The following is a 15,205-nucleotide window of genomic DNA, read 5'->3' on the forward strand; positions in this document are numbered from 1 at the left end:
GTAATAAAAATGTAACATTTCCGTCATAAATCACAGTCCGTTTGTGCGCGAATAGCTAACATGATGTTCGTTATAGAACACATTGGCCCAGCCATTTCCCCATGGCTCATGATGAGTCGGACCTGATTTATGCCATCGGAGGCATGTATGCTCAGTATCTTTAAACCCGCGCCCCACAAAGCTCCTGTTGATGAGACTCACGTCGATCCGCTGTACCGCCGCCTCCGCTGGCAAATATTTATGGGGATTTTCTTCGGTTATGCGGCCTACTATCTGGTGCGCAAAAACTTCGCACTGGCTATGCCTTATCTGATTGATCAGGGCTTCTCACGGGGTGACCTTGGTTTTGCGTTGTCCGGGATTTCCATCGCCTACGGCATCTCAAAATTCATCATGGGTTCGGTGTCGGACCGTTCGAATCCGCGCGTCTTTCTGCCTGCTGGCCTGATCCTGGCCGCCGCAGTGATGTTATTCATGGGCTTCGTGCCGTGGGCAACGTCAAGCATCGCCATCATGTTTGTCTTGCTGTTTCTGTGCGGATGGTTCCAGGGAATGGGCTGGCCACCGTGCGGACGTACTATGGTGCACTGGTGGTCACAGAAAGAACGCGGTGGCGTGGTATCGGTATGGAACTGCGCACATAACGTCGGCGGCGGCATTCCTCCGCTGCTGTTTCTGCTGGGTATGGCGTGGTTTAACGACTGGCATGCGGCGCTGTATATGCCTGCTTTCGGCGCCATCTTGCTGGCGGTATTTGCCTTCATGACCATGCGCGATACGCCGCAGTCCTGCGGTCTGCCGCCGATTGAAGAATACAAAAACGATTACCCGCCGGACTATGTAAAAGAATCTGCTGAGCAGGAACTGACGGCGAAGCAGATTTTCATGCAATACGTTTTGCCGAATAAATTGCTGTGGTACATCGCGCTGGCCAATGTCTTTGTCTATTTGCTGCGTTACGGCATTCTGGACTGGTCGCCGACGTATCTGAAGGAAGTGAAGCACTTCGCGCTAGATAAATCTTCCTGGACATATTTCCTTTATGAATACGCAGGCATTCCCGGCACCCTGTTGTGCGGCTGGATGTCGGACAAAGTCTTCAAAAGTAATCGAGGCGCAACCGGCGTGTTCTTTATGGTGCTGGTCACCCTCGCGACCGTGGTGTACTGGCTCAATCCGGTCGGCAATCCGGGCATTGATATGGCCTGTATGATCACCATCGGCTTCCTGATTTACGGGCCGGTAATGCTGATTGGTTTACATGCGCTGGAACTGGCACCGAAGAAAGCAGCCGGCACCGCCGCCGGCTTTACCGGACTGTTTGGATATCTTGGCGGCTCGGTCGCGGCCAGCGCCATTGTGGGTTATACCGTGGATTACTTTGGCTGGGACGGTGGCTTTATCGTGATGATTGCCGGTTGTGTGCTGGCCGTTATTTTGCTGCTACTGACCATGCTCAGTGAAAACAAACATAAGGCGCAGCTGGCAAAAAGTGCCTGACGTTGGGTTTATCTTCGTCGAAAGGCACCGAAAGGTGCCTTTTTTACGCGCCATCCGGGAGAATCCGCTTGCCCGTTACATCAAACAATAAAATGCTGGCGGCATTAAACCCGAACCTGAGTGGCGTATTTTTAGCAAAGGAGAGCTGTTTCGATGACTTCATTTTCAGGATATGTTCGCCAAAGCGCGCATAGACCAGCGTTATTGCCTCGGCGCGATGCTGCTCGACCTGAATAATCCGTTCAACATCCTCGCCAAGTCTTCAGTACCGCTGTTACAGCCGGAAGCGATTTATGAAAAAGAGGGATTTTTTGGCAACGTGGTGTTCACCTGCGGCGCCTTGCTGGAACAGGAGATGCTGAAAATTTATTATGGGGCAGCCGATGAGTGCATTGCGCTGGCAACAATGCCGCTCAATGCTTTGTGGGGGCATCTCGGCCTGCCAACGTGAGTGTGGCAGAAATTCACGGCAACGGCGGATAAAAACAGCCTCGACACCGGCACGTTAGGCTTCAGCGACATCGGTAATAAAGCGGCAGATGCAGATCCCAAAGCAGAGTGGAAACCCTGCTTTGGTTTACCGCAGATTAACGCTCTTCGGACAAATACATCTTACCCAGGTAATGCGGCACGGCGTCATCAGCATTGGAACCGATGATCTCAGCATCCGGCATCGCCGCCTTCAGGCGCGGCAATGATCCGCTCATCAGACACCCTTTACCGGCCATGGTCAGCATTTCCAGGTCATTCAGTCCGTCACCAAAAGCGATGCAATCTTTCAGGGAATAGCCCATCAGTTTGGAGACATATTCCAGCGCATGGCCTTTTGATACGCCGCCTGCCATCACTTCCAGACACACCGGCAGTGAGAAACTGACGTTCACACGGTCGCCCCATCGCGCATTGATAGCTTCTTCCAGCGGCAGCAGTTTTTCGTGATCTTCACAGGTGAAATACACTTTGCAGATGCCATCAGTTTCCAGCAAACCCGGTTCATACAGTTTGTATTTGAAAACGGATTCACGGAAGAAATCATCCTGATCGGCACGGTCACGGTTCATGTACCAGTCATCATTGCGGTAAACGTTGGTCAGAATATCCGGGTTATTGTGCATGATACCGAACAAATCTCTGGCGATGTCTTCATCCAGATTGTGCGAGAAAATCAGTTCGCCATCGGTGTTATGCACACGCGCACCGTTGGAGGTGATCATGTACGCACTGATTTCCAGATTGTCGCGCATCTGCGCCACATCGATATGGTGACGCCCGGTGGCGAACACGAAATGCACGCCGCGCCGGGTCAGCAGTTTCAGCGTCTCTTTGGCGAACGGGGTCAGGGTATGATCAGGTGATAGCAGTGTGCCATCTAAATCGGAAGCAACAACATGGTACATAGCGTTAGGTTCTAACCTCTGATGGAGTTGTGCGCGGCGAACCGCGGATTAATGCTGTCGCGCAAAAAAGCGCATGATAGCGTCCAGCGCCTGTGCCCTCAGGTCGTCCCGTTCAAACAGGATCTCATGGCGCGCGCCTTCGATGACCAGCGGTTTTTCCCCTTCACAGGGGTGCCCCGCAACAGCCATGGCCTGACAAAAAGCAAGATGGGACCGGTTATCCACGACACGGTCTTCGCTCGCCTGCAATAACAAAACAGGAGTGGTGATTTTTTCGGCTTCTTTCAGGATATGCATCCCCGCCTCAATCCCTTCACGCACCCAGTGATAAGTTGGCCCGCCGACCTGCAACTCAGGGTAATCGGCATAAAAACGCAGATTACGGCGATAACGTTCGCGGCTGTGGGTCAGACGGTTGACCACAAAGGGTAACGGTCGCCAGTGGCCGGTACCGAGCGCATAACCGTCACGGCGCAGCGGGCGATTCTCCGCCCAGTTGAGGATCCGGCGTGAAATCCAGCCCGGCATCGGCAAATAAATGCCCGTCATCGGCGCGAGTAGTGCCGCTGCATCAAACCTGCCCGGATTTTTCGCCAGGAACAGCGCCAGAATTGCCCCTCCCATGGAGTGTGCCAGCGCGAACTTTTTCGCGTACTGACGTGGGGCAATCTCCAGTTGATAAAAGCTTTCGAAATCCCCGACATAATCGTCAAAGTGATTAACGTGCCCGCAGTGTGGATCATCGAGCATACGCCCGGAACGCCCCTGGCCACGATGATCAACAATCATGACATCATAACCACAATGGAATAAATCGTAGGCCACTTCAGGATATTTTACGTAGCTTTCTATACGCCCGGGTGACACCACGATGACTTTATCATGCTCCGGGGAACAGAACCGGACGTAGCGGATCGGAACGTCGTCAATGCCGCAAAACTCGGCTTCTTCGCGTGTACGCCAGAAATCCAGCAAAGGTCCGGTCGCAAAGGCGGAAAACTCCTTCTCTCGGGTTAACCACTTGGCAAAATTCACAGGCATTCATTGATCCAAAGTCGTCAGGCAGGGAGGAGGAAAGTGTTATTTGTGAGTTATAGCGCAATTATAAACAATGGCGTATTGTGCCATAAAACAACCTAAAACGTATTCAGGGAGTCTCGCAATGACACTGGACTGGTGGTTAACCTACCTGCTCACCACTTCTATTTTAAGTTTATCCCCCGGTTCCGGTGCCATTAACACGATGAGTACAGGCATCAGCCACGGCTATCGCGGGGCGGTGGCGTCAATCGCCGGGTTACAACTCGGTTTATCCATCCACATCGTGCTGGTCGGTATCGGGCTGGGTGCTCTGATTTCCTCATCGCTGATGGCCTTTGAAATTCTCAAATGGCTGGGTGCAGCGTACTTAATCTGGCTGGGTATTTGCCAGTGGCGCTCTGCCGGGGCGATTGATCTGAACGCGCTCGCCAGCAGTATGCCGCGCCGTCGTTTATTCAAACGCGCTATTCTGGTGAACCTGACCAATCCTAAAAGCATTGTGTTTCTGGCCGCGTTGTTCCCGCAGTTTATCATTGCGCACCAACCTCAGGCTGCACAATACGTGGTACTGGGCGTGACCACGGTTGTTGTCGACATCATTGTGATGATCGGTTACGCCACGCTGGCCACCCGCATCGCCGGTTGGGTGAAAGCCCCGAAACAAATGCAGTTGCTGAACCGTATTTTCGGCTCACTGTTTATGCTGGTGGGTGTGTTGCTGGCGAGTGCCAGAAAGGTTTAACACCGCAGAATGCAAAAAGGGTCCGGCATCAACCGGACCCTTTTTATGTGCAAAATGCGTTAATTAACGATTCATGATAAGCGCAACACCAAAACCTGCAAATACCACGCCCGCCACGCCATCAATCCATTTCGCTAAACGCTGGTATCCGCGACGCATTTTCGGCAGGGCAAAAACCAGCGCCACGAGCGAAAACCAGGCCAGGGTTTCCACTACGATCAGCAGAAATATGCCCAGACGCTCGCCACCGCTGACGCTGTCGCCAACGAACATGGAGAATACACTGCCGAAGTAAATCACGGCTTTAGGGTTCGAAAGATTGGTCAGTAATCCGCGCATAAAAGTACGACCACGGGCAGGCAATGCCACCGGTGTCTCATCGCCATTCTGCTTTTTAGCCCGTGCTGATTTCAGCAACTGCCAGCCCATCCAGCATAGATACAATCCGCCACCGACGGTAATAATCTGATGCAGCCAGGCCATTTTTTGCAGAATCAGATGCAACCCCATCAGCGCAACGGCTGCCCACACCAGTACCCCCAGAGTAATACCAATCACGCCCATCATGGCTTCTTTACGCGACCGGCTGGCAGCCGTTTGTGAGACAAAGAAGAAGTCCGGCCCCGGACTCATCAGCGCGATCAGATGAACCATCGCAACCGTCAGAAATAGCATCAGCATGATTAACTCTCTGTGTTATGTGTAGGAAACAGAATTCTTATTCGTCGCCGTTATCGATGTGATCACGGATCATCGCCATAAAGGGCCGGCCGAATTTCTCCAGCTTACGCTGACCGACACCGGTGATGTCCAGCAAATCGCTGGCGCTGACCGGCAGATGTTCAGCCATTTCCAGCAACGTGGTGTCGTTAAATACCACGTACGGCGGTACATTGTTGTCATCTGCCAGTGACTTACGCAGCTTGCGTAATTTGGCAAACAGCTTGCGATCGTAATTTCCGCCATAGGTTTTCTGGCTGGCATTGCTTTTAATTTTGAGCGTTTGAATACGCGGCACCGCCAGTTGCAACGGAATTTCACCACGCAAAACCGGACGCGCCGATTCCGTCAGTTGTAAGGCCGAGTGCATGGCGATATTTTGCGTAATCAGTCCAAGATGAATGAGCTGGCGCACCACGCTGGTCCAGTGCTCGGTGCTGTGTTCTTTGCCGATGCCGTACACGCTCAGTTTTTCGTGGCCGTATTCACGGATACGCTGGTTGTTCGAACCGCGCAGCACTTCGACGACATAACCTAAGCCAAAACGTTGCCCGACGCGCGCAACGACTGACAGCGCCTTTTGCGCATCCAGCAAACCGTCGTAGCGTTTTGGCGGGTCAAGACACACATCGCAGTTACCGCAGGCATTCTGTTTACCTTCGCCAAAATAGTTAAGCAGTACCAGACGGCGGCAGGTTTGAGCTTCGGCAAAGGCGTTCATGGCATTCAGCTTATGACGTTCAACGTCCTGTTGCGCACCCGCCGGTTTCTCTTCCAGACAGCGCCGCAACCACGCCATATCGGCCGGATCGTAAAGCAGCACCGCTTCGGCAGGCAGGCCGTCACGTCCTGCACGCCCCGTTTCCTGATAATAAGACTCGATGGTGCGCGGAATATCGAAGTGCACGACAAAACGCACGTTAGGTTTGTTGATGCCCATCCCGAAGGCCACGGTGGCAACCACAATTTGCAGGTCGTCACGCTGGAAACCTTCCTGCACACGGGCACGGGTGTCGTTATCCAGCCCTGCGTGATACGCCCCCACGCTCAGCCCGCGGCTTTGCAGACGGGCGGCGGTGTCTTCGACTTTGGCCCGGCTGTTACAGTAAATAATGCCGCTTTTTCCGCGCTGGTCCTGCACGAAACGGATCAGCTGATCGAGCGGTTTAAATTTTTCTACCAGTGTGTAACGGATATTCGGGCGATCGAAACTGCTAACCTGAATCAGCGGATCGTTCAGTTCCAGCAGGCGGACGATATCATTACGGGTCGCTTCGTCGGCGGTTGCCGTCAGGGCAATCACCGGCAATTGCGGATAACGCAGTTTCAGCTGTCCGAGTGCGCGGTATTCCGGGCGGAAATCATGGCCCCATTGGGAAATACAGTGCGCTTCATCCACGGCAAGCATCGCCGGGTTCCACTGTTGCAGCTGTTCGAGGAAATCGCCCATCATCAGGCGTTCCGGCGCGATATACAGCATTTTGATACGCCCCGCACGGCAACCGGCCATGACGTCAAGTTGCTGCTCACGGGTTTGCGTTGAGTTCAGGCAGCCGGCTTCAACGCCTGCAGCCATCAGTTGGTCGACCTGATCTTTCATCAGCGAGATGAGCGGCGAAACGACCAGCGTCAGACCGTCCATCACCAGAGCGGGAATTTGATAGCACAGCGATTTACCGCCGCCTGTTGGCATCACGACCAGGCAATCCCGGCCAGAAATGGCGGTATTGATGATGGTTTGCTGGCCTGGTCTGAATTGCTGATAGCCGAAGGTATCGCGTAATACCTGATGAGCCAGCTCTTCTTTGTTTATCACTGCCGCCGTAGACACTCAATTCCCCAACTGTTCAAACCACCCGGCTAAACCCTAAAGCCGCCGGGGCTGTACTGCACCGACATAATATACCCTAAATAATTCGGGATGCAGCCAACGCAACTGCAACCGGAAGTATGGCGGAATTACATGATGTCGTTAAGCATAATACCCACACCGATACGGGTCTGCTTATGGTTATAGTCAATCAATGACTCGCCGTAACCACTGAATACCTGAGTATAGAAACGAACCTGTTTAGTAATAGGATAGCTCCAGCCGGTAGTCGCACCGCCGTAGCCGGTATTCCAGTTGTAACGGCTTTCCACGCTGAATACGCTGTCACCCCAGGCATAACCGACTTTCAGACGGTAATACCCCATGTATTTGGTGATGTCGGGATTGTCATCATTTTTGTCGCTTTCCGGAATGCGATACCAGGGTTTGAGATCAACCTGCCAGTTGCCATTCTGCGCCATAAAACGGGCATACACGCGGTTCCAGCTGCGGGAGGTCGGATCTGAGCGGCCGTTAGACTGATGGCTGACACCATATTCCGCTTCGCGCAGTGTCCAGCCGAGAAAATCGTAATCCGTCGCCCAGGCCAGGAAAAACTGTGGCTCGTAGTTAGTCTCACGGAAAGGTGAAGATTGCCCGCTGTTGGAAAGCTGCCAGAACGATTTTTGCGTGTAAGACGCGCCGAGAACTGAGTTATCCCCCGCAATTCCTCGCCATAACGGGAACGCCAGGCTGAGCTGGAACGCCACTTCATCATGACGTGCTTTATCTGCCCAGTCGTAAGACTGAATGGCTTTTTTGTTAATATTGCTGGTATCAGTATAAATCAGGTAGTTCGGCTCGTAAGGATATAACGTGAACGGGTTGTCGTGCTCCTGCAACATATTCGCAATAATACTTCCGCGTACAGCAGGTTTATCATGCACTTCCTGCACTGTGGCCTCTGCGGCGTGTCCCAGCATTGGCATCGCCAGCATGGCGGCTCCGACAGCCCAATTTTTACGCATTATTCCTTACCCTCACCCTAAAGTTATCGACTCATTATGTTTGAAAATATGCCTTCTGCCCCGCCAATCCTGCGCTGACTAAATCCGCAAATCTCAAAGCAGGGCATTTTACACACAAATACATTTCTACATGAGTATTGAATACATTTATCCTTCGCAGTATAGAAATCCTTCTTACCCGCACCTAAAATCAACACTTCGTTAACTTTTTCAGCGAACATGCTGTCCACACGTTTTCGTCAGGAATTCATTCATGTCTGCTTCATCCCTCAGTCACGAGGCTGCCCTGCAACTGATCGGCAATATTTTCGTTTACGATATGCCGTTTAACCGCGAACTGGGTCTCGAGCTGAAACGTCTCGACTGTGATTATGCTGAACTCAAATTCACCAATCAGCCCAAGCTGGTGGGTAACGCAGCGCAAAAAATCTTACATGGCGGCGTGATTGCTGCCGTGCTGGATGTCGCAGCTGGCCTGGTCTGCGTAACCAGTTCGCTGATCCGCCGTGATAAACCTGATCACCCGTTGCTGGAAGCCGAAATGCGCCAGCGTTTATCCAAAATGGGCACTATCGATTTACGCGTTGATTACCTGCGTCCGGGCCGTGGCGACTATTTTATTGCCTCGGCCAGCCTTATCCGCGCCGGAAACAAAGTCTCCGTGGCACGCGTCGATTTGCACAGCGACACGGGAATTCATATCGCGACCACCACGGCGACATATATGGTGGGCTGAGATCAGGTAAACTCCGCTCCTTTCTCTACTTTTTTCAGGTATCCACATGGACGCACATCGTACCCGGCAAGGTGTTATTTTTGCCTTTATCGCCTATCTGATCTGGGGGATCGCACCGGCGTATTTCAAACTCATCAAACAGGTTCCGGCGGATGAAATTCTCACTCACCGTGTGATCTGGTCATTCTTCTTCATGTTAGTACTGCTGTCTGTCAGCCGCAGCTGGGGAGACGTCCGCCAGGTATTCGCGCAACCTAAGAAAGTCGGTATGTTACTGATCACTGCCCTGCTTGTCGGTGGGAACTGGCTGATTTTCATCTGGGCGATTAATCATAATCACATTCTGGAAGCGAGCCTTGGCTACTTTATCAATCCGCTGGTGAATGTGGTGCTCGGCATGCTGTTTTTGCGCGAAAGATTCCGGAATTTGCAATGGTTTGCCGTGGCGCTGGCATTTGCCGGGGTGATGGTCCAGGTGTGGATATTTGGCTCCGTGCCGGTCATCGCAATCGGACTGTCCCTGACGTTCGCGTTCTACGGCCTGCTGCGTAAAAAAATCGGCGTGGATTCACAAACCGGGATGCTGATTGAAACTCTCTGGCTGCTGCCGGTAGCCGGGATTTATCTGTTCTTTATCGCCCACAGCCCGACCAGCAATCTGGCGGCGAATCCGTGGTCTCTGGATCTGCTGCTGATGGCGGCCGGGATTATTACCACCATTCCGTTGCTGTTCTTTACCGCCGCGGCGGCCCGTCTGAAACTGTCTACGCTGGGGTTTTTCCAGTATCTCGGGCCCACGCTGATGTTCCTGCTGGCCGTGGTGTTTTACGGTGAAACCGTCAACACTTCGCAACTTATCACCTTCGGCTTTATCTGGGCAGGCCTGCTGTGCTTTATCAGCGACGCGCTCTATACGCAGGGCCGTTTACGACGAGGAAGAAGCGGACACCGCGCTGCGTGAGATAAAGCGCGCCATCGCGGGACCGGTTATCAGAATGGTGATCAGACGCAATGTCTGCATTGCCATCACAAACCCTAAATCTGCATGGCTGCCTGCCGCAATAATCGCCACCGTGTCCAGCCCGCCCGGGCTGGTCGCCAGGTAGGCCGTCAGCATATCCACCCCCAGCAGTTTGGTCAGCGCCCATGCCATGCCGCCGCAAATCAGCATCAGGCCGATAACCGAGGCAATCATTTGCGGCAGAGTACGCAGTGCCAGTTTGAAAATAGGTCGCGTGAACCGCAGCCCGACACTCCAGCCAATCAGCGTATAAGCTATCGCCAGCAACCATTCAGGCACTTCTAACGAGACGGTTCCGGTGGAATGCAAAACCGCGCCGGCAATGGCCGGAAGTAACAGGGCGCCGGAAGGAATACGCAACCGTGGTCCCAGCCAGACACCGGCCAGTGCCAGAAATACTGTCACAAAGAAACGCCAGGTCAGCGGCGGAAACCAGACTACCGCCGCCGCCAGCGATGCACTGTCGCCCATTGCCATGCGGGCAACAAATGCGGCGGCGGTGGCGACAAACAGCACGCGCAGATATTGCATGAACGCGACCAGACGCACATCTGCACCGAAATCACCGGCCATGGCGACCATGGCACTGGCGCCGCCAGGTGATGAGCCCCAAGCGCCGGTCGGGCCAGGCAACTGACTAAAACGCACCAACAGCCAGCCCGAAAGACCGCTGGCGAGCAACGTGGCCACCAGTACCATCAGCACCAGCGGCCAGTCGTTGAGTAACGGTGGCAGAATCGAAGGCGACAGGCTTTGCGCAATCATGCAGCCCAAAACGCCCTGCGATATTTTGAAAAACAGCGGATGAATACGCACGCTGGCCCCCGTCAGCCCCATGACGACGCCGACAATCATCGGCCCGAGCAGGAGGGCGGCAGGAACGTGGAAGGTTTGAAAAATAATGCCCAGCATCAGCGAGGAAGCCACGAGGATGACCCACTGGCCCGCCGGAGCCACCCTTTCCATCAACATGGTCGGTTACAACCAGTTTTTACGTTTGAAATACAGATAAGGCGCCAGTCCGGCGAGGATCATCAGCGCAATCGCCCCCGGATAACCGAATGACCATTTCAGTTCCGGCATGAATTCGAAGTTCATCCCGTAACTTGAAGCCACCAGCGTTGGCGGCAGGAAGACCACTGAAACCACCGAGAAGATCTTGATGATACGGTTCTGTTCGATGTTGATAAAGCCCATCGCCGCCTGCATCAGGAAGTTCACCTTCTGGAACAGGGACTCGTTGTGTGGCAGCAGGGATTCGATATCGCGTAACACTTCACGCGCCTGCTCCAGTTGCCCTGCCGGTAAGCGGGCTTTACGTACCAGAAAATTCAGCGCGCGCTGAGTATCCATCAGACACAAACGCACTTTCCAGCCGATATCTTCCAGCTCGGCCAGTGTGGAAAGCGCAGCGTCATATTCATCGCCCTGATGCCCTTCCATGATCACACGGCTGAGTTTTTCCAGATCGCTGTAGATATTTTCGATTTCATCTGCCAGCTGTTCGATTTTAGTTTCGAACAAATCCAGCAACAGTTCATAGGCGTTACCATCAACCAGCGTCTGATTGCGGGCACGCATACGGTAGAGACGAAATGCCGGTAATTCGCGTTCACGCAGGGTATACAGACGCCCTTCACGCACGGTAAATGCGACGGTACTGTTACCTGCATGATCTTCGGCATCTTCATAATAAAAGAAGGAGTGAATGTGCAGGCCGTCTTCGTCTTCAAAGAAACGTGCAGAAGCTTCGATGTCGTCCAGTTCAGGACGCGTCGCCAGGCTTTGTCCTAATTCACTTTGAACGCGCTCACGTTCCAGATCATCGGGTTCGACCAAATCCACCCACAATGAGGTTTTGAGATCGTCTGACTCGTCCAGCTCTAAACGGGATAAGCGGCTGTTTTCTAATTTAAAAGCACTCAGCATGTGCCCGTTCTCCCAAAAATGACAGAAAGTGGACAACGCGTTGAAGCACAGAAAATCACGGGATGAAAAGTGTCACCGGCGTAATTCAGACCAAATTCAGATCTGACTCACAGCGACAGAACGGGGGTCGCTGACAACCACTAAGGCCATCAGCAAAGAGGAGGGCCTTAGAAGTGGTACCTGACAAACAGGTTATTGAGCCAGTATCTACTGGGTGTGTCCAAGGCGAAGTTCCTCATTGATAATAGTGCGCGCATGTTACGCCGGGAGTAAAAAGACTGTCAACCGCGAACAAATCTATTCTGGCAACATTTATGCATAAATTTCAGGCGGTGTGGATAACCTTTGCTGACTTATGCCGGCGGTTTTTTTTGCTACACTCAGGCACCGGATTTCCCCGTTTCCCTAGCTTCTCAGGCAGAGACTGAAATGATTAAACAAATAAACCAGGACACGCTGTGTGATCTGATCACCAAAGCCACCCGCTCGCCGCGTCAGCGTCAGAATCTGAATATTCATCCTGCGCCTGAAGATGACGTGCAGCGTCTGGCCATCGCGATGGAGCCCGGTACTTATGTGCGCATTCACCGCCATCCGCACACCTGGGAAATGCTGACGGCGCTGCGTGGCCGCTTTCTGGTACTGATTTACGATAACAGCGGCAAAGTCACTGACCGCCTGTGGCTCGGTGCCGAAACCCTTCTGCTGGAAATCCCGGCCAATACCTGGCACAGCGTGCTATCCCTCGACGAAGGTGGCGTGATTTTTGAAGTGAAACACGGCGCGTATCAGCCGGTACAGGAACAGGATTATCTTCCGGGCACCCCGCCGGAGGGCGACGAAGGCGTAAAAGAAACGCTGGAATGGTATGCGAAAGCCGAAGTGGGTGAAACTTTTAGCCTCTGATACTCTGTCGGGCAAGCGTCAGCGGCGCAGCGAGGTTGAGTCCGGCCAGCGCGGAGACACCGGAATGGACACGTAGTCCATGAGGATGTCGAGCACTGCCCGGACTCAAGATCGCAAGTAAGCTAGCTTGCGGCTTCGAGGCGGGCGTAGGCGGCGACCAGCCACTTAATCCCTTCGCCCGGAAACGCCACTTGTAACCGACTGTGTTCGCCACTGCCTTCCATATTGACGATGGTACCTTCGCCGAATTTAGGGTGCATAACGCGCTGGCCGAGTTTAAAGCCGGTATCGCTGACGCTGGTAGGCGTGCCGACGCTGCGGTTGCTCATCGGGCGTGATACGTTGGCGCGCATCCTGACTTCTTCGACACAGTCTTCCGGCAATTCGCCGACAAAACGTGACGGACGGTGAGACACTTCCTTACCGTATAAACGGCGGGTTTCCGCGTAGGTCAGGGTCAGTTTTTGCATGGCGCGGGTGACGCCGACGTAGGCCAGACGGCGTTCTTCTTCCAGACGCCCGCCTTCTTCCAGCGACATCTGGCTCGGGAACATGCCTTCTTCCATCCCGACGATAAACACCTGCGGGAACTCCAGTCCTTTCGCCGAGTGCAGCGTCATCAGCTGCGTGGCGTCCTGATTGGCGTCCGCCTGCCCTTCTCCCGCTTCGAGGGCTGCATGGGACAGAAACGCCTGCAACGGCATCAGATCTTCATCTTCATCCTGATAGCTGAACTGGCGCGTCGCTGTCACCAGTTCCTCTAAGTTTTCGATGCGCGCCTGACCTTTCTCGCCTTTTTCCTGCTCATACATGATGAACAGGCCGGAATCTTTGATCACCCGGTCAGTCTGCACATGCAGCGGCATATCTGACGTTTCATGTGCCAGAGCGTCAACCAGCTCAGTAAAGCGTTGCAGTGAAGACGCCGCACGGCCTGCCAGCACTTTTTCCTGCAACAGCGCACGTGTGGCCTGCCACATAGTCAACTGACGATCACGCGCCGTCTGGCGCACCACATCCAGCGTACGGTCGCCGATGCCGCGCGTTGGCGTATTCACCACGCGTTCAAAAGCGGCATCGTCATTACGGTTCGACATCAGGCGCAGATACGCCAGCGCATCTTTGATTTCCTGACGGTCAAAGAACCGCTGGCCGCCGTAGATGCGGTAAGGCATCGCCATTTGCAATAACGCTTCTTCGAGTACACGTGACTGGGCATTACTGCGATAAAGAATGGCGCAATCTTTCAGTGCACCGCCGTTGTCCTGCCAGGTTTTGATGCGGTTAACCACAAAGCGCGCTTCATCCAGTTCGTTGAATGCGCAATACAGCGAAATCGGTTCGCCTTCGCCGTCTTCAGTCCACAGGTTTTTCCCCATACGACCATTATTGTTTTCAATCAGCGAGTTGGCGGCTTTAAGAATGGTACTGCTCGAACGATAGTTCTGTTCCAGACGGATGGTTTGCGCATTCGGGAAATCTTTCAGGAAACGCTGGATGTTTTCAACCTGCGCACCACGCCAGCCGTAGATCGACTGATCATCATCACCCACGATCATCACATTATTGTTATCGCCGGCCAGCAGGCGGATCCAGGCGTACTGAATGCTGTTGGTGTCCTGAAATTCGTCCACCATCAGGTTGGTAAAACGTTCGCGGTAATGCTGCAGGATATGCGGCTTGTTCAGCCAGAGCTCGTGGGCGCGCAGCAACAGCTCGGCGAAATCGACCAACCCGGCACGGTCACAGGCTTCCTGATAGGCCTGATAAATACGCAGCCAGGTCGCTTCAACCGGGTTGTTGTAAGTTTCGACATGCTGCGGACGCAGACCTTCGTCTTTTTTGCCGTTGATGTACCACATCGCCTGACGCGGCGGCCATTGTTTCTCGTCGATGTTCAGCGCTTTGATCAGGCGCTTGATCAGACGTATCTGGTCGTCACTGTCGAGGATCTGGAAATCCTGCGGCAGGTTGGCATCCAAATGGTGTGCACGCAGTAAACGGTGTGCAAGACCATGGAAGGTACCGATCCACATGCCCCCCTGACTGGTGCCAATCAGCTGGTCGATACGGTGGCGCATTTCTGCCGCCGCTTTGTTGGTGAAAGTGACCGCCATAATAGAATACGGTGAGCACTTTTCTACCGCCAGCAACCATGCAATGCGGTGCACCAGCACGCGGGTTTTGCCACTGCCTGCCCCGGCCAGTACCAACAGATTGCAGCGCGGCGCGGCCACGGCTTCACGTTGTTTTTCATTCAGGCTGTCGAGCAGGTCAGAAACGTCCATAGGCACCGTTTGTCAGGATGAGAAAAGCACTCACACGAATATTATCGCTGCGAATGCATTTCTACTGTGAATTTATACAGAGTAATT

The 15,205-nt window shown here is 53.5% G+C and carries 13 protein-coding genes and 1 pseudogene; 6 read left to right on the plus strand and 8 right to left on the minus strand.

Annotated elements, in window-relative coordinates:
* Positions 1–147: 147 nt before the first annotated feature.
* Both glpT and ACOZIO_RS22170 read left to right on the plus strand, forming a co-directional pair.
* Positions 148–1,500: a glycerol-3-phosphate transporter gene (gene glpT, locus ACOZIO_RS22165; protein WP_217137699.1), complete on the plus strand. Its 1,353-nt coding sequence runs from the start codon at positions 148–150 to the stop codon at positions 1,498–1,500.
* 196 nt (positions 1,501–1,696) lie between these two features.
* Positions 1,697–1,951, plus strand: a pseudogene (locus tag ACOZIO_RS22170) (glycosidase); the annotation flags it as partial.
* A gap of 136 nt (positions 1,952–2,087) precedes the next feature.
* Here ACOZIO_RS22170 and yigL read toward each other — a convergent pair.
* Together yigL and pldB are read right to left on the minus strand one after the other, a co-directional pair.
* Positions 2,088–2,897, minus strand: a complete 810-nt coding sequence (gene yigL, locus ACOZIO_RS22175) for a sugar/pyridoxal phosphate phosphatase YigL (RefSeq protein ID WP_421595729.1) — start codon at positions 2,895–2,897, stop codon at positions 2,088–2,090.
* Between the two features lie 48 nt (positions 2,898–2,945).
* A complete protein-coding gene (gene pldB / locus ACOZIO_RS22180; protein ID WP_129955195.1) occupies positions 2,946–3,938 on the minus strand; it encodes a lysophospholipase L2 in 993 nt (330 codons plus the stop codon).
* A 121-nt stretch (positions 3,939–4,059) separates the two neighbouring features.
* On the opposite strand from pldB, the gene rhtB reads away from it, so the two are divergent.
* Positions 4,060–4,680, plus strand: a complete 621-nt coding sequence (rhtB, locus tag ACOZIO_RS22185; RefSeq protein ID WP_015699115.1) for a homoserine/homoserine lactone efflux protein — start codon at positions 4,060–4,062, stop codon at positions 4,678–4,680.
* 63 nt (positions 4,681–4,743) lie between these two features.
* On the opposite strand, the gene rhtC is transcribed toward rhtB, so the two are convergent.
* The 3 genes from rhtC to pldA all read right to left on the minus strand — a co-directional run bounded on the left by rhtC (position 4,744) and on the right by pldA (position 8,238).
* A complete protein-coding gene (gene rhtC / locus ACOZIO_RS22190; protein WP_129955196.1) occupies positions 4,744–5,361 on the minus strand; it encodes a threonine export protein RhtC in 618 nt (205 codons plus the stop codon).
* Positions 5,362–5,398: 37 nt separating this feature from the next.
* The gene (recQ, locus tag ACOZIO_RS22195; RefSeq protein ID WP_129955197.1) at positions 5,399–7,231 is read right to left on the minus strand and encodes an ATP-dependent DNA helicase RecQ; all 1,833 of its coding nucleotides are present in this window, start codon (positions 7,229–7,231) and stop codon (positions 5,399–5,401) included.
* 128 nt (positions 7,232–7,359) lie between these two features.
* Positions 7,360–8,238, minus strand: coding sequence for a phospholipase A (gene pldA / locus ACOZIO_RS22200; protein WP_129955198.1), 879 nt, complete (start codon positions 8,236–8,238; stop codon positions 7,360–7,362).
* A 253-nt stretch (positions 8,239–8,491) separates the two neighbouring features.
* Between pldA and ACOZIO_RS22205 the strand changes: the two genes are divergently transcribed.
* Positions 8,492–8,974 carry a thioesterase family protein gene (locus tag ACOZIO_RS22205; RefSeq protein ID WP_129955199.1) on the plus strand — a complete coding sequence of 161 codons (483 nt, stop codon included), beginning with the start codon at positions 8,492–8,494 and terminating at the stop codon, positions 8,972–8,974.
* A gap of 46 nt (positions 8,975–9,020) precedes the next feature.
* Complete coding sequence (gene rarD, locus ACOZIO_RS22210) at positions 9,021–9,935, plus strand: EamA family transporter RarD (protein WP_129955200.1); 915 nt, start codon at positions 9,021–9,023, stop codon at positions 9,933–9,935.
* On the opposite strand, the gene ACOZIO_RS22215 is transcribed toward rarD, so the two are convergent.
* A complete protein-coding gene (locus tag ACOZIO_RS22215; protein WP_377426425.1) occupies positions 9,900–10,967 on the minus strand; it encodes an AbrB family transcriptional regulator in 1,068 nt (355 codons plus the stop codon). The two genes, rarD and ACOZIO_RS22215, sit on opposite strands and share 36 nt — an antisense overlap.
* Before the next feature lie 6 nt (positions 10,968–10,973).
* Positions 10,974–11,924, minus strand: coding sequence for a magnesium/cobalt transporter CorA (gene corA / locus ACOZIO_RS22220; protein WP_015699122.1), 951 nt, complete (start codon positions 11,922–11,924; stop codon positions 10,974–10,976).
* A 429-nt stretch (positions 11,925–12,353) separates the two neighbouring features.
* On the opposite strand from corA, the gene ACOZIO_RS22225 reads away from it, so the two are divergent.
* Entirely contained in the window at positions 12,354–12,830 is a 477-nt protein-coding gene (locus ACOZIO_RS22225) for a WbuC family cupin fold metalloprotein (RefSeq protein ID WP_129955201.1), read from the plus strand.
* 122 nt (positions 12,831–12,952) lie between these two features.
* Here ACOZIO_RS22225 and uvrD read toward each other — a convergent pair whose 3' ends face one another.
* Positions 12,953–15,118: a DNA helicase II gene (uvrD, locus tag ACOZIO_RS22230; protein ID WP_129955202.1), complete on the minus strand. Its 2,166-nt coding sequence runs from the start codon at positions 15,116–15,118 to the stop codon at positions 12,953–12,955.
* Positions 15,119–15,205 lie beyond the last annotated feature (87 nt).

The organism is Rahnella sp. PD4 (assembly GCF_049199325.1).
Lineage (GTDB): Bacteria > Pseudomonadota > Gammaproteobacteria > Enterobacterales > Enterobacteriaceae > Rahnella > Rahnella perminowiae.